19 protein-coding genes are annotated in these 21,527 nt (G+C 54.7%); 10 read left to right on the plus strand and 9 right to left on the minus strand.

The genetic code is table 11. The features are described 5' to 3' along the window. Positions 1-175: 175 nt before the first annotated feature. Positions 176-817: a TetR/AcrR family transcriptional regulator gene (locus tag AM379_RS12385; protein ID WP_106503747.1), complete on the minus strand. Its 642-nt coding sequence runs from the start codon at positions 815-817 to the stop codon at positions 176-178. A 108-nt stretch (positions 818-925) separates the two neighbouring features. Here AM379_RS12385 and AM379_RS12390 point away from each other — a divergent pair, with 108 nt between their 5' ends. Next, complete coding sequence (locus tag AM379_RS12390; protein ID WP_020885264.1) at positions 926-1,618, plus strand: DAPG hydrolase family protein; 693 nt, start codon at positions 926-928, stop codon at positions 1,616-1,618. Between the two features lie 184 nt (positions 1,619-1,802). Here AM379_RS12390 and AM379_RS12395 read toward each other — a convergent pair whose 3' ends face one another. Beyond that, on the minus strand, positions 1,803-3,188 hold the full coding sequence (locus AM379_RS12395; RefSeq protein WP_236900297.1) for a carbohydrate binding domain-containing protein: 1,386 nt from the start codon (positions 3,186-3,188) through the stop codon (positions 1,803-1,805). Between the two features lie 87 nt (positions 3,189-3,275). Then, on the minus strand, positions 3,276-4,040 hold the full coding sequence (locus AM379_RS12400) for a LecA/PA-IL family lectin (protein WP_106503749.1): 765 nt from the start codon (positions 4,038-4,040) through the stop codon (positions 3,276-3,278). A gap of 786 nt (positions 4,041-4,826) precedes the next feature. On the opposite strand from AM379_RS12400, the gene AM379_RS12405 reads away from it, so the two are divergent. After that, positions 4,827-5,186, plus strand: a complete 360-nt coding sequence (locus AM379_RS12405) for a LecA/PA-IL family lectin (RefSeq protein ID WP_032681601.1) — start codon at positions 4,827-4,829, stop codon at positions 5,184-5,186. A gap of 404 nt (positions 5,187-5,590) precedes the next feature. On the opposite strand, the gene AM379_RS12410 is transcribed toward AM379_RS12405, so the two are convergent. After that, a complete protein-coding gene (locus AM379_RS12410) occupies positions 5,591-6,805 on the minus strand; it encodes an L-dopachrome tautomerase-related protein (RefSeq protein WP_106503750.1) in 1,215 nt (404 codons plus the stop codon). A gap of 68 nt (positions 6,806-6,873) precedes the next feature. Further along, positions 6,874-7,668 (minus strand): SDR family NAD(P)-dependent oxidoreductase, encoded by a 795-nt coding sequence (locus AM379_RS12415; protein WP_020885260.1) that lies wholly within the window; start codon positions 7,666-7,668, stop codon positions 6,874-6,876. Between the two features lie 97 nt (positions 7,669-7,765). Between AM379_RS12415 and AM379_RS12420 the strand changes: the two genes are divergently transcribed. Together AM379_RS12420 and AM379_RS12425 are read left to right on the plus strand one after the other, a co-directional pair. Further along, positions 7,766-8,662, plus strand: a complete 897-nt coding sequence (locus AM379_RS12420) for a LysR family transcriptional regulator (RefSeq protein WP_086532891.1) — start codon at positions 7,766-7,768, stop codon at positions 8,660-8,662. A gap of 20 nt (positions 8,663-8,682) precedes the next feature. Beyond that, on the plus strand, positions 8,683-9,192 hold the full coding sequence (locus AM379_RS12425) for a hypothetical protein (RefSeq protein WP_020885258.1): 510 nt from the start codon (positions 8,683-8,685) through the stop codon (positions 9,190-9,192). A 33-nt stretch (positions 9,193-9,225) separates the two neighbouring features. Here AM379_RS12425 and AM379_RS12430 read toward each other — a convergent pair whose 3' ends face one another. Continuing rightward, a complete protein-coding gene (locus AM379_RS12430) occupies positions 9,226-11,010 on the minus strand; it encodes a diguanylate cyclase (RefSeq protein WP_106503751.1) in 1,785 nt (594 codons plus the stop codon). A 120-nt stretch (positions 11,011-11,130) separates the two neighbouring features. Beyond that, a complete protein-coding gene (locus AM379_RS12435; RefSeq protein WP_020885256.1) occupies positions 11,131-12,240 on the minus strand; it encodes an AI-2E family transporter in 1,110 nt (369 codons plus the stop codon). A 336-nt stretch (positions 12,241-12,576) separates the two neighbouring features. On the opposite strand from AM379_RS12435, the gene mmuP reads away from it, so the two are divergent. From mmuP to tauD, 6 genes are all read left to right on the plus strand, one after another. Then, entirely contained in the window at positions 12,577-13,977 is a 1,401-nt protein-coding gene (mmuP, locus tag AM379_RS12440; protein ID WP_025205021.1) for an S-methylmethionine permease, read from the plus strand. After that, positions 13,964-14,896 carry a homocysteine S-methyltransferase gene (gene mmuM, locus AM379_RS12445; RefSeq protein WP_050737469.1) on the plus strand — a complete coding sequence of 311 codons (933 nt, stop codon included), beginning with the start codon at positions 13,964-13,966 and terminating at the stop codon, positions 14,894-14,896. Before mmuP ends, mmuM begins: the two co-directional genes overlap by 14 nt. Positions 14,897-15,092: 196 nt before the next feature. After that, entirely contained in the window at positions 15,093-16,055 is a 963-nt protein-coding gene (tauA, locus tag AM379_RS12450) for a taurine ABC transporter substrate-binding protein (RefSeq protein ID WP_014168800.1), read from the plus strand. A 10-nt stretch (positions 16,056-16,065) separates the two neighbouring features. Then, positions 16,066-16,833 (plus strand): taurine ABC transporter ATP-binding subunit, encoded by a 768-nt coding sequence (gene tauB, locus AM379_RS12455; protein WP_047355624.1) that lies wholly within the window; start codon positions 16,066-16,068, stop codon positions 16,831-16,833. Next, positions 16,830-17,657 carry a taurine ABC transporter permease TauC gene (gene tauC, locus AM379_RS12460; protein WP_014168802.1) on the plus strand — a complete coding sequence of 276 codons (828 nt, stop codon included), beginning with the start codon at positions 16,830-16,832 and terminating at the stop codon, positions 17,655-17,657. The genes tauB and tauC overlap by 4 nt, the downstream gene beginning before the upstream one ends. Continuing rightward, complete coding sequence (tauD, locus tag AM379_RS12465) at positions 17,654-18,505, plus strand: taurine dioxygenase (protein ID WP_014168804.1); 852 nt, start codon at positions 17,654-17,656, stop codon at positions 18,503-18,505. The genes tauC and tauD overlap by 4 nt, the downstream gene beginning before the upstream one ends. A 44-nt stretch (positions 18,506-18,549) precedes the next feature. On the opposite strand, the gene AM379_RS12470 is transcribed toward tauD, so the two are convergent. Continuing rightward, entirely contained in the window at positions 18,550-20,250 is a 1,701-nt protein-coding gene (locus AM379_RS12470; RefSeq protein ID WP_106503752.1) for a lysophospholipid acyltransferase family protein, read from the minus strand. 132 nt (positions 20,251-20,382) lie between these two features. Further along, positions 20,383-21,357, minus strand: a complete 975-nt coding sequence (gene hemB, locus AM379_RS12475) for a porphobilinogen synthase (RefSeq protein WP_020885251.1) — start codon at positions 21,355-21,357, stop codon at positions 20,383-20,385. Between the last annotated feature and the right edge of the window lie 170 nt (positions 21,358-21,527).

Consider the following 21,527-nt stretch of genomic DNA (forward strand, 5'->3'; position numbering starts at 1 on the left):
CATTAATCCAGGAAATGGTAATAACATTTGCGTTCAAATTCATTGAAAGTATATCGATACAAGTAGGTGGGGGTACTTATGGGGGTATCTCAAGGTATGAATTATATAATTCATTTATAAATCAATGATTTGCTAGGTGTGATTCATTCCTATTATCGAATCGCCAGGTACTATGTCATTCATCACCTTGCCTGAATATAAGTAAAATAAAAGGCATACAAGAATCCAAATGTGCCTCAATATCTGCTTTCTCAATGGGATGAGTTAAACCAATCGCCGCCTGCCGAAGAGGTTCGGCGACACACATGGCGAGTATGACTTTGGCACTGGTATCTGCAGGTAACATCGGCAACCAGCCCTGTTTTTGCTGTCGTGTAATCCACTCAGTGAGTAATTGTTGGCCGCGCGCTATGCCATTTTCATTGTATTTCTTGAGAAGATCATCTTTACCAGGAAATTCAGTATTGAGAAGACGAAACATTTTCACGGCGGTTACTGATAGCGCCTGACCACAAATCGCAGCCAGTAATTTTCTTAGCGCCGGTAAAACGTCATTCTTATCTGTCGGATCGCTCTGCAGGAGTGGGGCGTAGTTATCCGTCCAGTTTCGAACCGAAAGGCCAAGCAATTCCTCCCTGTTTTTCGCAAAGCGATAGACGGTCTTTTTGGCAACGCCTGCATGCGATGCAACCGCCTCAATTGTTGTGGCGTCATAGCCTTTATCAAAGAGCAAGGCCATCGCGCTACCAATGATTTGTTTCTTCACCTCTTCTTCAGGGACTGATGGACGTCCGCGTGGTTTAGTTGGTGAGGTCATCCTTGAGATTCCTTTTCGCTTGTCATATGACCATTCTATCGGTAATGTTTAGGAAACGCACTTCGTTTCTTAAATGGTGCGAACTTCCCGATCCTAATGGAGAAAAAAATGCGACAACACGATATTGCCAGGCCCTGGCTGGATTATTCGGCATTGCTTGATCCTTCTCCCATGCCGCTGGAGACAGGTATTAAACGTCTGGATGACGGGAGTCTGCTGGTCGCCGTACGCACTGATTTACATGGCTGCAAAGGACGTATGATTAACTGGTGGTTTACCTTCTTTGAAACGACGCAGCATATAAAATGGTGGCATCCCGTTGATCATGTTGAACATCGTGGATGGGACGCCAACTGGAAGCGTGGGGAAAGTTTTTACGGCGCAAGCATCCATGCCGTTGAATCATTAGCTGAAATTCCTCCCATTCCCGCGCGCCTTAAATTCCATCACCCTGCATCGGTATTTGGCGAAATGGCTGTCGACAAGGCAATGGCGGATGGGAGTGTCTCGGCAATCATTGCCGCAAGGATAGGCTTCGGTGAAAAAACTGAACTGGATAGTCAGGGCGACCCGCTGGACGGACAAATGCTACATGTTGTCCGGGATACGCCTTTTGGGTGTGTGCTGCGTAGCCGGTTTATTCTGGGTATGAGTAATGACGACCACGCTGAACCTGCCGATGACGTTGGATTAGCGCTTATGCGACACTGTTATACAGAGTTCACGTTCTTGTCTCGTTTCCTGCCTTCTCTGTATTACGGCGAGAAAGCGAATGATGAGAAAATTGCGCTTCCCTGGTAACACGCGGGTTTAACTGCTCAGGTAAACCTGTCGACGAGGGTAATCATGCCCACCGTGTATTACCGGGCCAGACCAATGTTATCTCAAGCGTGACGCACACTGGCTAAGCAGTGATGCCTGGTTTAACCAACGCGTAGCCAAACCGGCATCACTTCATATCTGAAATGAAGTCAGCGTAACAAAATCAATCGTCTGATTTTACTGTGATTCCAGTTATGCTGAAATCGTTACCATCGCCGCTGGCTTTATGGCTGAAAATTTCCAGCACATTATCGCCCTGTGCCGCCGTAAACTCACCTGACAGCGTGACCCACTCGCCTTTCACGGCAAGTGCTGTAACCGAGGTAATATCCTGGCCTGCCACCCGCAGTGACAGTTCGGGTATCACCTTATAGTCATTGTCCCTGCGAGCCTGAAGGCTGAAGCGATAGCGTTTCCCCGGCTGGAGTTCCGAATAATGTTTATAAAGCAGCACACCATTGTGTGTCCGGCCTTTAACATTGGTGGTCGGAAAACGAATCATGGTCGCGCCACCTTCTGAGTAAAACTCATGCTCAGGCGTTGCCGGTCCGAATTGCCAGTGATTCAGATGATTATTCGTAAACTTACTCTCATCCAGGAATGGTTTTGCTGGCGGCTCGGGACTGACAGGGGAAGTGTCCGGCGCAGCGGGGGGGGAGGGGGGCACCGGTTTGTTGTGATGTTCCTGACACGGGCAAGGGGGCGTTTTCTCTTTGCAACGACAGTCGCTGGCGCAAGCGTCAATCAGGTTCTTAAGTACATCAGCAAGCGTATTCACCGCCCGGACAATTTCAGGGGCCTGTGCGCACAGATCGCTGCCATTACCAGGCGTCTTCGCTGGCGTTTTACCTTCCAGCGCATCTGCTTCTTCTTTTTTGTTCGCCACGCTGTCCTGTTGCGTGGCCTTACTGGCGCAAATGGTGCTTTTTAAAACCGAGGCAAAATCGGCAATGCCGGAGGTGTAGATATAATGCTCACCACCCGTACGAAGCGCCAGGCGCTTGTATTCCCGAACCATGGCTTTCTCATCATCCGGGGTGGGATAAGGTAATGAGACATGAGGCGTGCCCAGATAGGAGTGGATTTTGACGCCGTACTCCAGGGCGGTGGCAATGGCATCATCGCAGGCTTTGATGCGGCCCGCATCCAGGGTCATCTCCCCGCCTTTCAGACTTTCGTCTCCCAGCACAAAAACATTCTTTTCAGCGCCGTCACGCCAGTTGTAATGACGGATAACGTCCTCCGCAGCAGGCGCCACATCTTCCTGAGCGGGGTTCCCCTCTTTGACATACTCTCTGCCTTTCAGGGCGGACGGGTTAGCTCCGGCCTCGCTCGTCAGGAACTGACGGACCGTTTTATTAAATTTGGTGCCGGCAAAAACGCCTTCGATACCCAGAAAATCAGTTCGTAAATCCGAAGGGCAGGCTTTTCTGGCCTCCTCAATGGCGCTCTCAAGTTTTGCACAGAGCGCTTCCGCTTCATCCTTCATTGAAAGACTGCTGTCGATGATGAAAACCAAATCAACTTTTTTATTGTCCATAATGCTCATATCAGGGGCTCCATTAATGTTCATTTTTGTTTTCCAGTGAACCGGCAGGGAAGGCAGTGGATGGCATGTTGCCTCCCTGCGGGCATTTCAACCGAGCACAACAAACCTGACGTCATAGCCTCCCGTATTATTGGCGTATTCAGACGCAACATTTGTATCGTTAAAAATGAATGAAATTTCGCCATCAGCAGGGACTTCCCAGTCGCTACCGCCGCTTCCGATACCGTAAATATGCTCACCCGCTTTGATCAGTAATTTCCCCGCCAGTGCTTCTGGCAGGACAAAAGTGGGATCCGGTTTTTGCGCTGACGGATGCTGGCTGTCGCCGTCAGGTCCAAAGCTGCGACCGCGGCTGTCGTACTGAGCAGTACCGGCAGCAATCAGCATCACCTTGTCCCCTTTGCTCACGGATACGCCGGTGTGGGTCCAGTCACTGCGCGTTGCGGGAACATGACCTTTCCAGTCCGCCTTTTGAGCCGCCGCTTTCTTTTCGTCTTCAGCGATATACACAACCGCGCTGAAAGCGCCGCTGTTGTCGCGATGTGAAGAGTCACTGACCACGAGAATCAGCTCACCGTCTTCCGGTACCGACCACTGGTAAACACCACTGCCAACGTCATAGCTTTTTCCGGATGCACTGAATCGGGCTTTCAGCACCTTATCGTTCCGTAAGACAAAGCCCTCTTTTAGCCTGCCGTATGGCGATGCCAGGGCGTAGTCTTCCTTACCGTATTTAATCCATCCTTCCGCAATAATACTGATTTTTTGCCCGGCTTTTATTTTAAGTCCGGTATTAATGCCCGTGTCAGCAGTTGCATCAATATTGCCCGACCATGCAGGTGAAACAGTCATATAATTCTCCGTAATCGTGACAGCGTAGAGCGTCCAACTTGTCAGTGGTATGAGGTAATAAATAGCCTACAGATAATGTTTTTTGTTACTAAGGGGTACGGCATTCACAATCAGAATATAAACAGATATGCCACTCAGCAAATAATATTCTGGAAATGATGCTGATGATTTCCGTTCGTCTCCCGTCTGCTGCAGTTCTGCGAATTAAATATTAGGATTAATCTCATGCTGTGTTTTGTTACTCCAGAGCGGTAATGCGTCCGCGTGAGAGGTATATGTTGAAACCAAAAAAGTAATACACAGGGTAACTAAGTGGATATTTGTTAACCCATTCCTTTTCCGTCGGGGAGGCGAGAAATTAAGTGGAGAAGTAGAGGTTTTTTATTGGGCGGATATCGCAGTAGGCTGTGCTGTAAGGCGCCCTTTCACTGCTTCGCGTACCTATTATTACCGCCAGTCAGGCATGGTAATTAATTTACTAAAGGTATAATTACAGTCATGATTAAAAGTGCGATTACTCCTATAGTTAACATTAAAATCAACTACAAATCAATGTGTTAGTGGTTGGTTGTGTTGGTGTGTTTATATAAATCGCGGCGTAAAAAAAGAAATCGCATTATTCTTTCGACATAACTCTGGAAAAGATAAATATATTCATATGCATCCATGATGAAATGTTATGAATAATAAATGTGATGTCTGTCACATGCAGGGGAGTTTTGTCTTTGATTGATGCAAAGCACGCATCAAATGTAATGTTAATGAAGTTTGATAAAGGAGAATAGCATGACGGCTAAGCCAGAATGGTCCGGAGAAGTTCCTGCAAATATTCCTGCCGGTATTAATACAGGCCTGCAACTGAATGCCGGTGATGAGATAACGATAATGGCCTCTGGCTGGATTAAATACGGTAAAGAAGAATTTGCGCTGGCGGTGCCGGATGGCAGGGTGAAAGAAGGACTCATTACCTGCAATGATAAGGTGCTGAAGGCGAGATTTGATACCTCTGGAAAAGGTTATGATATAGGCGGTGGAGTATACAAATGGGCGACTCCCCAGAGCGGTACCCTACATCTGTATATTGCCGATACAGAGGCTGGATACTCTGATAATACCGGCAGTTTCAGCGTCAATGTATACCGGTAAGAACGGGTCGTTTCGGATACAGCGATTTCAGCCCCATTGATATGGCGGCAGGGATTATGTCCGGCGTTCTCAAACCGATATCTTATTCATTCCAATATTATTCGCAGAACTCAGCAGATGATAAGAAGACTAATCAACAATATTCTCTGGTACTCTACCGGGTGGGTGTTTTTTGGCCTGATAGTGCTCAGTGGAATCGCAGGGGGACTGGCGGCTTCAGTCCTGCATTTTACTACAACGGATGCATTCCTGGCCGCATTTTGCCTTTTTCTGTTGCTGTCATTGCCCGTTTGCTTCTGGCTGCACCGGTTATCTCGCATACACCGGCGTCAGTAATGTACACGCCCACAAGGAGAGTCCCTGTGAGCGTGTAGTGTTTCCAGTGCTGAGCATGCGCAGTCGCGTTACTGGTGCTTATCCTGCAACGCCTTCAGGGGTAAACGCCATACGTCATAGCGCTCCTGGCCAGGTTTGACCGCGCCAGCAAAATGGTCGTTCAGGCTGCTGGAGGTAAAGATCAGATCCCCGTTCGGATTGATGGCCGGCGTGTCCGGCCAGTGTACGCCGTCGTTTGACGCCATCAGGGTCATTGAGCCGCTCTTCGGTTCATACCTGACAATACCGTTGTGTGTCACATCGGTGATATAGAGGTTGCCTTCGGCATCGGTCACGATACCGTCGGTATTGCCTCCCACCGAACCAAGATCCCGGATCTGCGCCGCAATCTGTGTATCGTCAGCACCAGGCTTTCGCAAAACGTCAGTCGGTACCGCAAACGCATGGGTCCCTGTTGTCACCGTCCAGTAGAGCGTGCCGGTATCCGGAGACAGCGCAATACCGTTGATGCCAATCAGTAATGGATGACCTGGCCAGACTTCAGCCCCGTGCGAGACGACTTTCACACCCGGCTCAATCTGCAGGTCTGGATGACGGTCGAGCACACGTCGGGCAGTGCCGGTTGCGAAATCGGCGATGATAAGACCGACGCGGTTCTCAGGCGCACTGCGCGAGCCGCTGTCGGAGATGTAAGCGACACGGCGCGTTTCATCAACAACCACATCATTGAGGAAACTCGCCTTGCGGTCTGCCACGCCATCCAGTGGAATGCGTTTGATCGTGCGGCCGGTATTCAGATCCAGCACCATCAGTTTCTGCGAACCCACGGGGGATTCCGCTTCTCCCGCGACGAACCCCATATCCAGGGCCCACAACCAGCCATTCTTACGGTCAATATAGAAGCCAAGCACGTTACGCAGGTTCTGGTCGGGAGCGGTTTCCACCGCATTACCCTCGCGGGACGGAAATGCCGTGAGGCGCGCCGGTCCGGTCTGCACGGTCGTATCAAGAATACTTAACGTCGCGGGCGCACCGGCTGAAACCAGTCGAGGGGTACTGACAAAGGCTCTTCCCTTTGTATCAAAGTGGATGCCTGCGATGGGCGCGTTAACCGAGCCGGAAAACGGCGTCGGCGTTTCCCCCTTCTCAGGCGTATTCCAGGTTACGCCGGTATAGCTGCGCCAGCGCTCAAGAGGGGCCTGGTTTGCTGCGCTGACTCCGCTCGCAAAAGAGAACAACATTGCCATCGCGATGGCGGACATATTACGGGTACGTTTGAACATTTCTATGCTCCGGTAAATAGGGGAAAGCAGGGGACACTGATTCCCCTCAGGTCATGACGGCTGCTGCATTAAAGAATGGAGCGGAAGGTGCCGCCTTCGACGCGCACCGCAGCACCGTTAGAGGCAGCGCCCAACGGGCTTGCCAGCAACGCGACCATCGCGGCTATCTCATCAGCATCGATCATTCGCGCGATAAGAGAGCTGGGGCGGTAGGTCTGGAAGAAATTCGCTTCGATCTCCTGGTCGGTCATACCCGGTGCAGGCGCGGTCTGGCGCAGGTATTCGATAATGCCGTCGGAGCGGGTCGCTGAAGGCAGTACGCTGTTGACCGTAACGCCCGTCCCCTTCGTGAGTTCGGCCATACCGCGCGAAACGGCGAGTTGCGCCGACTTACTGACGCCGTAATGCACCATGTCTGGCGGCGTGAACGCGCCGACTTCGCTCGACATAAATATCACCCGGCCCCAGTTGCGTTCCAGCATGCGCGGGAAGTAATGCCGTGACAGGCGAACGCCGGACATGACATTGATGTTGAACATGTTCAGCCACTCATCATCGGTGATGTCGGCGAAGTCTCGGGCTTCATAAAAGCCCAGGTTGTTGATGAGAATATCGGTGTCAGGGCAGGCCGCGATCAGGGCTTTTGCCCCCTCAGCGCTTGCCAGGTCGGCAACGATGGCGGTGACCTGCGCCTGAGGCTGAGCGGCGGTAATGTCTGCCACGGCGTTTTGCAATTTCGCGTGGTCACGACCAGTAATGGTGACGGCCACGCCTTCGCGCGCCAGCGTGCGGGCGATGGCCAGACCAATCCCCGCGGTTGCGCCAGTAACGAGTGCTGTCTTACCGGTGAGTTGAAGATCCATGATTTTACCCTCTGGTGATGAATGCGCACACTTTACTCATCGCCCAACTGGAGATAAATTAGCGGAATTGAAAAACATTTGTTCCTGAAAGAGCATAATGAGCAGAAAATTCGATTATCTTGGCGATGTTGAGGTCTTCATCGCTGTCGTAGAACACGGCTCATTTACTGCTGCTGCCGTCGCCCTGTCCACCACGCCCTCGGTGTTGAGTCGTGCAGTTTCGCGCCTTGAGACGCGTCTGGGACGACAGCTTTTACAGCGAACCACCCGTCGGGTAGGCCTGACCGAGGCAGGGAGAGTCTATCTGGAGCAGGCGCGCTCTGCTTTTTCCCTGCTGGATGAAGCCGAACGTGATGGGCAGGGCCAGGAAGGCGACCTGACCGGACGCGTGCGCATGAGTGTACCGACTACCTACGGGCACTATCGCCTGCCGCCCTTGCTGGCGCGATTCTCCCAACACTACCCGCGCGTTCAGGTGGATCTGAACATCACCAACCGCAACGTCGACCTGATTGCTGAAGGGTTCGATCTGGCGATTCGTTTGGGTCAGATGCCCGACAGTGGTTTAGTCGCGCGTAAACTGGAGGATGCCGCTTTGCTGCTGGTCGCATCACCCGCGTACCTTCACAGGATGGGGACTCCGCAAACGCTGGATGATTTGCACCGACACATGTGTCTGCCGTTTATTTTGCCGCGCACCGGTCGCATCGCTCCGTGGGTGTTTCGGGAAGACGAACGCGATGTGGACTGGCTACCCGTTTCACCTATCGAAACATCGGATGATGTGCTTGGCGTCGTCTCCCTGGCTGAACACGGTATGGGGATTTGCCAGAGCTATGAATTTATCGTTCGGGACAGGATACAGCGCGGTCAGCTGGTGGAGGTGCTTCCTCACCTTCGCGGACGCTCGCGGCCGTTCTCGGTGATCTTCGCGCCACACCGGCGCCAGTCCGCTGCCACCCGCGCGATGATTGATCTCCTGACCACGCAATAACGACAAGGGAAGGGTGCAATATGAAAAAAACGTCTTATTCGTTTTTGATTCCAGCGATTGTTGGGGTATTGACGCTGGTAATTTGTTTTATTACCTGGCGCGTAGAAATTTACCGTGTGACATTTATTAACGCTCTCGCAATGCAATACATCGCGACCGGCTCATTGCTCTTGTCGCTGGCTTTGATGGTCATTTTTATCTGGAAGGGACGGTTGAAAGGTTGGCCGTTTTCTGAGCGTCTAAAAGTGTTCATTGGCACCTTTATTATCAGCATGCCTCTCGCCATTTTCGTCGTCTTTACGGCGGTTTATTTACTGGATGGGAAAGTGTCGTCCTGGAGTGCTCCTTACAAATATAAATCTGTAGGCAGATATAATTGTGAAGGGGCTGAAGTATATGAACCTGAACTGAAAGAGAAGATACGTATTTGTCACCCGATGGGCGACTATCAACTCGATAACACCTTATATGTTGAAAAACGCAGTAATGCGCTGGGTATCGTGGTGCTTTGGGCTATCACGCGCTCATGAACAGGGGAAAGCATCAGTGGCGCAACATGACGTCTAGCCCGCCTCCAGCATCCCAAAACTTACAATCCGCGATCGGCCCAGTTCTTTAGCCCGGTACAAAGCCACATCGGCTGCACGCAGCAGGTTGTCACTCTGGGCGTGCTGCGGATAGCTGGCGATACCAATCGAAACATCGACTGGCCCAATCTCCGTGAGTCCATAACGTAGCGACAACCCTTGTACGCCGTTGTAAATCTGTTGAGCACAGTCATGCGCTTCTTCTTCATCAGCACCGGAAAGCAGTACTAAAAACTCCTCCCCGCCGTAGCGGAAAGCCATTCCGTTGTCATGGGTAGCCCGCTGAACAATCGTCGCTACGCTTTTAATAACCTGATCACCCGCTTCATGGCCAAACCGGTCATTAATGCTCTTGAAGTGATCGATATCGATCATCATGCAACTCAGTGGTTCGCCGTTACGAATGGCCTGTGTCATTTGGGTATGAAGCGTATCTTCCAGATGATGGCGATTACGCAAGCCGGTCAGCGGGTCGAACAATGCTTTTTCAAGCAACGCATCGCGTAGCCGCTGGTTTGCCAGCGCCAGACCGAGTGCTTCGGCCATCAGTTCGAGATAAGCACGGGCAGGGGCATTTTCCGCGGTGATATTCTGGAATGAGAGCAGACCAATGGCCTCGCCCTGGGCAATGAGCGGCACGCACAGCGAACGATACGCCAGTGATTCTGGCAGATGATAGCAGGCGATATCCGGCTTACCGCTGAACGGGGGATGGCTCTGACCACGCCTTACTGCCCAGCATTCGTCAGGATGAAACGTCATCTCCTCTCCCGTGGGGGAGAGCCACTGGGCAACGCAGCGCATCTGCCAGGGATCGCGGTCAAGGACATAGAGCCGGCCAGGGACCCCCGGGGCGATATTGGGGGCAAACAGCTCCGCCACGTTGATAACATCGGTAAAGTTCTCACACCCTTGCAGCCGCTGCGTCATGCGGGCCAGCAGTTCGCGGACAGCCCAGTCGGCGTCGCGCTCTTTTTCCAGCCGTTGCCGGGCAAGGCCGTTTTCACGAAAAATACGGATCGCCTGCGCCATATCGCCAATCTCATCAATCTGATTAAAATTCGGCGTTTCGACGGCGTAATCCTGCGACGCCAGACGGTGTACCACGTCGCTCAGACGCACCACGGGGCGCAGCACGCGGCGTTTCAGGATAAAGCCCAGGACAAACAGAAACAGCAGGGCGGTCAGGCCAACCATCAGTTCAGAGGCCGTACGCAGCGCTTTCGATTTTTTGGTGGCATCCTGCACGGACGCAATCACCCGCTTGTCGAGGATCTGGCGAAAGTGATCAATCTGGTTTTGCGCGCGTTCCAGCGCCTGCTCATAGGGGGCACCATAAAGCAGGGCAATGGCCTGGGCACCTTCTCCCCGTTCTGTATTGGTGAGGGCCGTCTGCTGTTCATCCTGTAGCGCATCGATAATCTTGAGACCTTCCCGCAGCAGGGCCAGCTCCTCATCAGACGCGCCGTTATCGCGCAGTTTATCCAGCCTCAGCTCGACATTTTTCAGGTTGTTTTCTGACTGGCTGTATTGTCTGAGGGTTTGCGGATCTTTTTTTATCACGTACAGGCGGGCTAAATCGGACTGCGCCCAGGCGTCGGTTTCAATATCCTCCGTCAGCTCATCAAAGCGCTGCCGCTGTTCAACGGCGTGACGTTCCACGGTGTCGGCATTGGATGCCATCAGCATGATGATGCCTGAGACAAGGGTCAGGCAGACCGTGGCACCATAGGCCCAGTTAGTTATCGTTGCGATTCGCACCTGTGGATCCTTTTACGACATGAGAAGGATGGCGTTCTTTCAAATTATAGAAAACGTTTGATTTAAGGCGAAAAAAAAGGCGGCACAGTGCCGCCTGGTGTGGTCTTTATCGTCATATCATCACAAATCTGGAGGGTTTTTTCCTTCCTCGATGAAATCCGCATCCAGCTCTTCGGCGTTACCCGCGTGATCGCGACCGGAGAACAGGTTCCAGCAGGCGATGAACAGCGCGGCGATCAGCGGCCCAATCACAAAGCCATTAATGCCGTACAGCTCCATCCCGCCAAGGGTTGAGATGAGGATCAGGTAGTCCGGCATTTTGGTGTCTTTCCCCACCAGCAATGGACGCAGGATATTGTCCACCAGCCCGACAATGATGACGAAGAAGCCAACGATAAAGAGACCCTGCCAGAGCTGATGCGTGGCGAACAGGAAGATGGCGGCCGGCACCCAGACAATGGCCGAGCCGACGGCCGGAACCAGCGAAAGGAACGCCATCAGCGCGCCCCAGAGTACGCTACCGTCAATACCAGCGATGGCAAATGCAATCCCGCCGAGCGTGCCCTGAACCACCGCCACTACCGCCGTACCTTTTACCGTTGCCCGCGAGACGCCGACGAATTTGGCGAACAGATGCTGTTTGGCAAAATCAGACAGAGGAAGCGAATCAAGGATCTGGCGTACCAGATACGGGCCATCTTTTAGCAGGAAGAACAGCAGATAAAGCATGATGCCAAAGCTGATCGCAAAGCCAAACGTCCCTTTACCAATCAGAAACGCGCTGCCGGCCAGATACTGTCCGCCCTGCAGTGCTACATCAGAGAGTTTTTTCTGGATTTGCGCCGCGTTCGTCAGGTTGTGGTCCGCAAGGAAGCCGCTGGCCCAGCCTGGCAGGTGGTTAAAGATGCTCGCCACCACTTCCGGGAATTGGGTGTTGTTCGCTTGCAGCTTGGTGTACACCACGTTCAGTTCAATGGCGAGCGATGAAAAGATCACCATCAACGGGATAAAGACGATGAGGCAGATAATGCCGATGGTTAACAGCGAAGCCAGTCCGTTGCGATCGCCCATCGCCGCGCGCAGCTTGTTTTTTACCGGGTTAAAGATAACGGTAAGAATGGCGGCCCATAAAATCGCGGAGAAGTAGGGGGAGAGCACGTCGAAGAAAGCCCAGGTGACAAGGGCGAGTATGAAGATAAAGAAACCTTTGGTCAGTCCGTTAAAGCGCATCAGTTGATCCTGTAACGATGAAACTGTGTCGACTATAGAACTGATTGAGGGATTTACCAAGAATTGCGCCACTGTAAAATCCCGCGTATGAACCCGCTCCTTACGGATACCACTTTCGACTGACCGAAGAACGCCAGGGGCCGCGCCATGCTGTAAGTATCTGCTTGCGGAGGTGCTTATGGCCTGGCGTCCGTTCCTGTATGTGATCCTCACAACCCACCCCAGACTCAGCGCGCGGCGCGCCCGATTACGTCTGGTCGTCTAGCTTTTTCTTAACAATCGCGGTATAACACACCTTCTTTGGATGTTTAGATGTCCATACGTATAGAAGGTAATATGCAAACACAACAAGAAAATGGGCAGCTTAAGCGCACCATGAAAACACGCCACCTGATTATGCTCTCGCTGGGTGGGGTCATTGGGACAGGGCTATTCTTCAATACTGGTTATATCATTTCAACGACCGGGGCCGCGGGAACGCTGCTGGCGTACCTGATTGGCGCGCTGGTGGTCTGGCTGGTGATGCAGTGTCTGGGCGAACTTTCCGTTGCGATGCCGGAAACCGGCGCGTTTCACGTCTATGCCGCCCGCTATCTTGGCCCGGCAACAGGCTATACCGTGGCGTGGCTTTACTGGCTTACCTGGACGGTGGCGCTCGGGTCGAGCTTTACCGCCGCCGGGTTCTGTATGCAGTACTGGTTCCCGCAGGTGCCCGTCTGGACGTGGTGCGTGGTGTTCTGCGTGGTGATCTTCGGCCTTAACGTCATCTCCACGCGCTTCTTTGCCGAAGGCGAGTTCTGGTTCTCGCTGGTGAAAGTCATCACCATTATTGCCTTTATTATTCTTGGCGGCGCTGCGGTGTTTGGCTTTATCCCGATGCAGGACGGTTCTCCCGCGCCGGGCTTAACCAACCTTACCGCCGAAGGCTGGTTCCCGCACGGCGGCCTGCCCATCCTGATGACCATGGTCGCGGTGAACTTCGCCTTCTCCGGGACAGAGCTTATCGGTATCGCGGCGGGTGAGACGGAAAACCCGCACAAGGTGATTCCGGTTGCCATTCGTACCACCATTGCCCGGCTGATCATCTTCTTTATTGGTACCGTGTTTGTGCTGGCCGCGCTGATCCCGATGCATCAGGCGGGCGTGGAAAAAAGTCCGTTTGTACTGGTGTTCGAAAAGGTCGGTATTCCGTACGCGGCTGATATTTTTAACTTCGTGATCCTGACGGCCATCCTGTCGGCGGCGAACTCGGGCCTGTACGCTTCTGGCCGCATGCTCTGGTCACTCTCGAATGAAAAAACGCTGCCGCGTTGCTTTGCGCGCGTTAATAAAAACGGTGTACCCATGACGGCGATTTCTGTTTCAATGCTTGGCGGCGTACTGGCGCTGTTCTCAAGCGTGGTGGCACCGGACACGGTGTTTGTCGCACTGTCCGCCATCTCAGGCTTTGCTGTGGTGGCGGTCTGGATCAGCATCTGCGCGTCGCATTTTGTCTTCCGTCGTCGCCATCTTCAGTCTGGTCAGCCGCTTTCCGCTCTGCAGTATCGCGCGCCGTGGTATCCGCTGGTGCCGGTGCTCGGCTTTATCCTCTGCGTGGTGGCCTGTGTTGGTCTGGCGTTTGACCCGAGTCAGCGTATTGCCCTTTATTGCGGGCTTCCGTTTGTTGCCCTGTGTTATGGTGCCTACTACCTGACCCGAAACATGACATCGCAGGAGCCTGAACATGTCGCAGAATAATCCGCTTACCGCCATCCTTGAAAAACAGCCATTTGTGGTGCTGGATGGCGCGATGGCGACGGAACTGGAAGCGCGCGGTTGTAATCTTGCAGACAGCCTGTGGTCTGCCAAAGTGCTGGTTGAAAACCCGGATCTTATCCGCGACGTTCATCTGGACTACTACCGGGCGGGCGCGCAGGTGGCGATCACCGCCAGCTATCAGGCCACGCCTGCGGGGTTTGCCGCACGAGGCCTGGATGAGGCGCAATCCCGTGCGCTGATTGGCAAAAGCGTGGAGCTGGCGCGTAAGGCGCGCGAAGCGTATCTCGCGGAAAACCCTCATGCAGGCACGCTGCTGGTCGCGGGATCGGTTGGGCCGTATGGTGCATACCTGGCGGATGGTTCTGAGTATCGCGGTGACTACGTGCGAAGCGCAGAAGCGTTTACCGATTTCCATCGCCCGCGCGTGGAAGCGCTGCTGGATGCCGGGGCAGATCTGCTGGCCTGCGAAACGCTGCCATCCTTTGCTGAAATCAAGGCGCTGGCGGCGCTTCTTGCCGAGTATCCCCGGGCCCGGGGATGGTTCTCGTTTACCCTGCGTGACAGCGAGCACCTCAGCGACGGCACGCCGCTGCGCGAGGTGATTTCTGCGCTGGAACGCTATCCGCAAATTGTGGCGCTGGGGATCAACTGTATCGCGCTGGAAAATACCACCGCGGCACTGAAACATCTTCACAGCCTCACCGCACTGCCGCTGGTGGTCTACCCGAATTCGGGGGAGCATTATGACGCCGTGACCAAAACCTGGCATCACCATGGCGAAGCCTGCGAAACGCTGGCGGGCTATTTACCCCAGTGGCTGGCGGCCGGGGCGAAGTTGATTGGAGGATGTTGCCGGACCACGCCGAAAGACATTGCGGAGCTAAAGGCGCAGCGCTGATGCCGTGTGTCGTCTGATGCATTCACCTCATCCCTCTCCCGTCGGGAGAGGGAGCCAGAATAAACCTCACAAAATTCACTATCCTTTGCCACTTTTTTTCTAAAAACGAATCGGAATTAACGATTCTTTTTTATTCCTTTATCAAAATTCCTGCGCCGGAAATACTGCCCTCATAACAACAAGGGGAGCAGTCACAATGGCAATTTCATCGCGAATTACACTTCTCGGCGCGCTGGCGCTGTGGGCATTTCAGGCACAGGCGGTAGACGTTACCGTCGCGTATCAAACCTCTGCGGAACCGGCAAAAGTTGCGCAGGCGGATAACACCTTCGCCAAAGAAAGCGGCGCGAAGGTGGACTGGCGTAAATTCGACAGCGGGGCGGCCGTCGTGCGCGCATTAGCGTCCGGCGATGTGCAGATTGGCAATATCGGTTCCAGCCCGCTGGCAGTGGCTGCCAGCCAGCAGGTGCCTGTTGAGGTTTTCCTGCTGGCGTCACAGCTCGGGAATTCTGAAGCCCTGGTCGTGAAGAAAAACATCACCCGGCCGGAAGATCTGATTGGCAAGCGCATCGCCGTGCCGTTTATCTCCACCACCCATTACAGCCTGCTGGCGGCGCTCAAACACTGGGGCATCAAGCCGGGCCAGGTGCAGATCATCAACCTGCAGCCACCCGCAATTATTGCCGCCTGGCAGCGTGGGGATATCGACGGCGCTTACGTCTGGGCACCTGCCGTGAATGAGCTGGAAAAAGACGGCACCGTGCTGACCGATTCCGAACAGGTGGGGCAGTGGGGCGCGCCGACGCTTGACGTGTGGGTCGTGCGTAAAGACTTCGCGGAGAAACACCCTGACGTGGTGAAGGCGTTTGCTAAAAGCGCCATTGACGCCCAACAGCCTTATCTCAGCAACCCCGATGCGTGGCTGAAAGAGACGGGCAATCTGGAAAAACTGTCGCGCCTGAGCGGCGTTCCGGAAGCGGACGTGCCGGGGCTGGTGAAAGGCAATACCTATCTCACGCCTGCACAACAGGTCCAGCAGCTCAATGGGCCGGTCAATAAAGCGATTGTCGATACCGCTACGTTTCTGAAAGAGCAGGGCAAAGTGCCTGCGGTGGCGACAGATTACAGCCAGTACGTGACCGATCGCTTTGTGAAATAAGGGGGAAGCGATGCTGAATATTACAAATCTGTCTGCTGATTACGGCGGTAAACCTGTGCTGGAGGAGATCAACCTGACGCTGGACAGCGGTGAATTGCTGGTCGTGCTGGGTCCGTCCGGGTGCGGCAAAACCACGCTGCTGAATCTGATCGCCGGGTTTGTACCGTATCAGCAGGGTTCCATCCAGCTGGAAGGGAAACGGGTCGAGGGTCCGGGTGCAGAGCGCGGCGTGGTCTTTCAGAGTGAAGGGCTGCTTCCGTGGCGCAACGTGCAGGAAAACGTCGCCTTCGGCCTGCAGCTTGCGGGGATTCACCGTGAACAACGGCTGGCGACCGCGCGTGAGATGCTAAAAAAGGTGGGGCTGGAGGGCGCTGAAAAACGTTTTATCTGGCAGCTTTCCGGTGGCCAGCGTCAACGGGTCGGGATTGCCCGCGCGCTGGCGGCAAACCCACAGCTGTTGCTGCTGGATGAGCCGTTTGGTGCGCTGGACGCCTTTACCCGTGAGCAGATGCAAACGCTGCTTTTGCGCCTGTGGCACGAAACGGGCAAGCAGGTACTGCTGATTACCCACGATATCGAAGAGGCGGTGTTTATGGCGACCGAACTGGTGTTGCTTTCGCCGGGGCCGGGTCGTGTGCTGGAGCGGTTGCCGCTCAGCTTTGCCCGTCGCTATGTGGCCGGTGAACCGGTCCGCAGTATCAAATCCGATCCGCTGTTTATTGAACAGCGCGAATATGTTTTAAGCCGCGTATTTGAACAACGGGAGGCATTCTCATGAGCATTGTCTTCAGTGAAAAAACGCGCCGCCCTCGTCTCGCGTTACGCTGGCCGTTCTCTCGCCAGATCACGCTGAGTGCGGGCACGTTGCTGGTATTGCTCGCGGTCTGGTGGGCGGTGGCAGCGCAACAGTGGGTTAGCCCGTTGTTCCTTCCGCCACCGGGACAGGTGCTGGCGAAACTCATCACTATCGCCGGGCCGCAGGGTTTTATGGATGCCACGCTCTGGCAGCATTTAGGTGCCAGTCTGGCGCGTATTCTGGTGGCGCTGCTGGCGGCGGTAGTGATTGGCATCCCGGTGGGTATCGCGATGGGGCTGAGCCCTACGGTGCGCGGTATTCTCGACCCGCTGATTGAGCTTTACCGTCCGGTTCCACCGCTGGCCTATCTGCCGCTGATGGTGATCTGGTTTGGCATCGGGGAAACCTCGAAAATCTTGCTGATTTATCTGGCGATTTTTGCCCCGGTTGCTATGTCGGCATTGGCTGGGGTGAAGAGTGCACAGCAGGTGCGTATCCGCGCGGCGCAGTCGCTTGGTGCCAGCCGTCTTCAGGTGCTGCTGTTTGTGATTTTACCGGGCGCGCTGCCGGAGATTTTAACCGGGTTGCGCATTGGCCTCGGGGTGGGCTGGTCAACGCTGGTGGCGGCTGAGCTGATCGCCGCCACGCGCGGATTAGGGTTTATGGTGCAGTCGGCGGGAGAGTTTCTGGCGACTGACGTCGTGCTGGCAGGGATCGCGGTGATCGCCGTGATCGCCTTTGGATTAGAACTGGGGTTGCGCGCGCTACAGCGACGTCTGACGCCCTGGCATGGAGAAATACAATGAGTGAACGTCTGACCATCACCCCGCTGGGGCCATATATTGGTGCGCAGGTCTCCGGCCTGGACGTGACCCGTCCACTGAGCGATAACCAGTTCGAGCAGTTGTACCACGCGGTGCTGCGCCATCAGGTGGTGTTCCTGCGCGAACAGGCGATCACCCCGCAGCAGCAGCGTGCGCTGGCCCTGCGCTTCGGCGATCTGCATATCCACCCGGTCTATCCCCATGCGGAAGGCGTGGAGGAGATCATCGTGCTGGATACCCATAACGATAATCCGCCGGACAACGACAACTGGCACACCGACGTGACGTTTATCGAAACGCCACCTGCCGGGGCGATACTGGCGGCGAAACTGTTGCCGGACACCGGTGGAGATACGCTGTGGGCCAGCGGTATCGCCGCCTTCGAGGCGCTGTCCGTGCCGTTCCGGACGCTGCTGAGCGGCTTGCGGGCCGAACATGACTTCAAAAAATCCTTCCAGGAGTACAAGTACCGGAAAAGCGAAGAGGAACATCTGCGCTGGCAGGACGCGGTCGCGAAACATCCGCCGCTGCTGCATCCGGTAGTGCGTACGCACCCGGTGACCGGTAAGCAGGCATTATTTGTGAACGAAGGCTTTACGACGCGGATCGTAGACGTGACGGAAAAAGAGAGCGATGCGCTGCTAAGCTTCCTGTTTGCCCATATCACCAGGCCGGAATTTCAGGTGCGCTGGCGCTGGCAGGAGAACGATCTGGCGATCTGGGACAATCGCGTGACGCAACACTATGCGAACGCGGATTATCTGCCGCAGCGTCGGATTATGCAGCGGGCGACGATTTTAGGGGATAAACCGTTTTACCGTGCGGGCTGATGCCTTCACCTGACCCTCTCCCGACGGGAGAGGGGAAAGCAGGGTTACAAATGCGCCTCAATATAGCGCTGATAGCGGTTCGCCTTCAGATAACACAAATCCACCAGCACCAGGCCGTCAACGCAGTTGTTGAATGCCGGGTCGCTCCCGAAATCAATAAACTGTACGCCACCCGGTTCACACAGCTCGGAATACTGCTTGTAGAGCGGCGGAATGCCGCAGCCCAGATTGCCGAGCAGGGATTTTAGCTTCGTCAGATCGTCGACATAATCCACGCCGCCAAACTGCGCCAGCACGTCCGGAAGCGATGCCGGGTAGGGCTGGCGTGACGCCGCGAGCGGATGGCTTGCCGGGAACCAGAGGCGGTAGAACGCCACCAGCAGATCCCGCGCGGCAGGCGGTAAGCCTCCGGAAATTGAGACCGGACCAAACAGATAGCGGTAGCGGGGATAACGCGCCAGATAGGCACCAATGCCTGACCACAGATAGTCCAGACCGCGGCGTCCCCAGTAGCGAGGCTGAATAAAGCTGCGCCCGAGCTCAATGCCGTGCTCCAGCACATCCTGCATTTTGTCGTCGTAGTGGAACAGGCTGTAGCTGTACAGTCCTTCCGGCCCCCGACGCTCCACTTGTCTGGCGGTGGGCATAAAGCGATACGCACCGACAATCTCCAGATCTTCATCGTCCCATAAGATCAGATGCAGATAATCATCATCGTAGCTGTCAGTGTCCCGGCGCTTACCGCTCCCTTCTTCCACCGCGCGAAACGCAATTTCACGCAGGCGGCCCAGTTCGCGTAGCAGTGGCGCCTCTTCCTGGCCGTTACGCTGCCAGAGATAGATGGATTTTCCATCGCCGGTTTTGCCCAGACATTCAGCCTGCGCCAGCTCGCGTTTTAGCGTAGCCCGGTCTTCCGGACGGGCAATGGCGCACTGGGTTTTAAAGACGCCAGGCACTCCCTTGCCAAGACGTATCACGTGCTGACGGCACTTTTCGGCCATCTCACGCGACGAAAGGGTGGCGCTATACCAGTCACTCCAGGCAATCTGCTGACCGATTGTAATCGGCAGCTGGCTATGGCGACGGCGGAACATCTGCTGCATCAGCAGCAGCATGGATAACGTCGGCGATACCAGCGTGCTGGCATAAAAGAGGAGGCTGTTGTGCGCCTGAATATGTACCGGCAGCAGCGGGGCGCGCAGTTTGGTGGCGAGTTTGATAAATCCCGAGTGCCATTTTTTATCGCGAATGCCTTTTCGCGTCGGCCGGGAAACTTCACCCGCCGGGAAGAAGATCAGCACGCCCGCGTTTTGCAGATGTTGTTCCATCTGTACCAGCGACGTTTTTGCCGTTCTGCCGCCCATATTATCGACCGGGATAAACAGCGAGCTTAGCGGCTCCAGGTGGGTCAGCATCCGGTTGGTCACGACTTTGACATCGCGTCGCACGCGCGAGACGGCGTACATCAGCGCCAGCCCGTCCAGAGTACCTGTCGGGTGATTGGCAATGATAACCAGAGGGCCATGTTCGGGGATTTGTTCGAGATCGCGGGCGGAAACGGTGCAGAGAATATCAAGGTGCTCCAGAACTTGCTCCACCATATCCAGTCCTTTCAGGTGGCGGTGTGCTGCGGCAAATTGCTGGAATTCTTCTTCGTAAAACAGCCTTTTTAACAGACTTTTTTGCCAGGGTGCCGGCCTCGCCTGAGGCCAAAGGTCATCGAGAACGCTATCGAGACTAAACATGATCACTCCTCCTGCCGTCTTGCGATGACAGTAGAAGGGGGAGATGTCGGTTGTATTGCAGTTTGGTGAAGTTTCGTGAGGCAGGGAGAGCAGGCCGGGTCAGGCGAAACCGCCCCCCGGCACCGTTGCGCCTTAGCGCAGAATTTTCTTCTCAGCCAGATCCAGCGCAAAGTAGCTGAAGATCAGATCCGCACCCGCGCGTTTGATCGCACCCAGGCTTTCCAGGATCACTTTCTCTTCATCGATCGCACCCGCCATGGCGGCGAATTTGATCATCGCGTACTCGCCGCTGACCTGGTACGCGCCCAGCGGCAGCGAGGTGCGTTCGCGAATATCACGCAGGATGTCGAGATAGGCTCCCGCTGGTTTAACCATCAGGGCGTCTGCGCCCTGGGCTTCATCGAGCAGGGATTCACGGATAGCTTCCCGACGGTTGAGTGGGTTCATCTGATACGTTTTACGATCGCCTTTCAGCGCCGTACCGGCTGCTTCACGGAACGGGCCGTAGAAAGAGGAGGCAAATTTGGTGGAGTAGGACATGATGGCCGTGTCGGTAAAACCGGCAGCATCCAGCGCCTGGCGGATAGCCTGCACCTGCCCGTCCATCGCAGCCGATGGCGCGATGAAATCAGCACCCGCAGCAGCAGCAACCACCGCCTGCTTACCAAGATTCAGCAGGGTAGCATCGTTATCCACACCGTGATCGCACAGCACGCCGCAGTGGCCGTGAGAGGTGTATTCGCAGAAACAGGTGTCGGACATCACGACCATTTCCGGCACGGTCTCTTTGCAAATGCGCGACATACGGGCGACCAGACCGTCCTCTTTCCAGGCATCGCTGCCGGTGGCGTCGGTATGATGGGAGATGCCGAAGGTCATCACCGAGCGGATCCCTGCATTGGCGATACGTTCGATTTCACGCGCCAGATGCTTTTCAGGAATGCGCATCACGCCAGGCATGGCTTCGATGGCCTTGTAGTCGTCAATCTCTTCTTCAACAAAAATCGGCAACACCAGATCGTTTAAGGTCAGTGTTGTCTCTTCAAACATAGCGCGTAGTGCGGGTGACTTGCGCAGGCGACGGGGACGAGCAATTAAATCGGTCATGGTATGCCTGAGGTTTGTGGAACAAAGAGGGTTAGTGTACCTCAAAGTGAAAGAAGGTGTTTTACCAAAGTGGGCATTTTGTCGAGGGGGAAATCCCGATGCCAACGCGTCACGCGATCAATAATATCCTCCCTTCCACTGCGTTAATTGTTCACGAAATATTGGTTTTA

This window comes from Enterobacter cloacae complex sp. FDA-CDC-AR_0132 (assembly GCF_003010695.1).
In the GTDB taxonomy this organism is placed as follows: domain Bacteria; phylum Pseudomonadota; class Gammaproteobacteria; order Enterobacterales; family Enterobacteriaceae; genus Enterobacter; species Enterobacter ludwigii.

Bases quoted from the DNA above. Each gene is read 5' to 3' on its own strand.
- AM379_RS12390 (WP_020885264.1), top strand. From the start codon at position 926: ATGCGACAACACGATATTGCCAGGCCCTGGCTGGATTATTCGGCATTG.
- AM379_RS12435 (WP_020885256.1), bottom strand. From the start codon at position 12,240: ATGCGCTTTAACGGACTGACCAAAGGTTTCTTTATCTTCATACTCGCC.
- tauB (WP_047355624.1), top strand. From the start codon at position 16,066: ATGCTGAATATTACAAATCTGTCTGCTGATTACGGCGGTAAACCTGTG.
- tauD (WP_014168804.1), top strand. From the start codon at position 17,654: ATGAGTGAACGTCTGACCATCACCCCGCTGGGGCCATATATTGGTGCG.
- AM379_RS12405 (WP_032681601.1), top strand. From the start codon at position 4,827: ATGACGGCTAAGCCAGAATGGTCCGGAGAAGTTCCTGCAAATATTCCT.
- AM379_RS12470 (WP_106503752.1), bottom strand. From the start codon at position 20,250: ATGTTTAGTCTCGATAGCGTTCTCGATGACCTTTGGCCTCAGGCGAGG.
- mmuM (WP_050737469.1), top strand. From the start codon at position 13,964: ATGTCGCAGAATAATCCGCTTACCGCCATCCTTGAAAAACAGCCATTT.
- AM379_RS12415 (WP_020885260.1), bottom strand. From the start codon at position 7,668: ATGGATCTTCAACTCACCGGTAAGACAGCACTCGTTACTGGCGCAACC.
- AM379_RS12410 (WP_106503750.1), bottom strand. From the start codon at position 6,805: ATGTTCAAACGTACCCGTAATATGTCCGCCATCGCGATGGCAATGTTG.
- mmuP (WP_025205021.1), top strand. From the start codon at position 12,577: ATGCAAACACAACAAGAAAATGGGCAGCTTAAGCGCACCATGAAAACA.
- AM379_RS12425 (WP_020885258.1), top strand. From the start codon at position 8,683: ATGAAAAAAACGTCTTATTCGTTTTTGATTCCAGCGATTGTTGGGGTA.
- AM379_RS12400 (WP_106503749.1), bottom strand. From the start codon at position 4,040: ATGACTGTTTCACCTGCATGGTCGGGCAATATTGATGCAACTGCTGAC.
- tauA (WP_014168800.1), top strand. From the start codon at position 15,093: ATGGCAATTTCATCGCGAATTACACTTCTCGGCGCGCTGGCGCTGTGG.
- AM379_RS12395 (WP_236900297.1), bottom strand. From the start codon at position 3,188: ATGAGCATTATGGACAATAAAAAAGTTGATTTGGTTTTCATCATCGAC.
- AM379_RS12385 (WP_106503747.1), bottom strand. From the start codon at position 817: ATGACCTCACCAACTAAACCACGCGGACGTCCATCAGTCCCTGAAGAA.
- AM379_RS12420 (WP_086532891.1), top strand. From the start codon at position 7,766: ATGAGCAGAAAATTCGATTATCTTGGCGATGTTGAGGTCTTCATCGCT.
- tauC (WP_014168802.1), top strand. From the start codon at position 16,830: ATGAGCATTGTCTTCAGTGAAAAAACGCGCCGCCCTCGTCTCGCGTTA.
- hemB (WP_020885251.1), bottom strand. From the start codon at position 21,357: ATGACCGATTTAATTGCTCGTCCCCGTCGCCTGCGCAAGTCACCCGCA.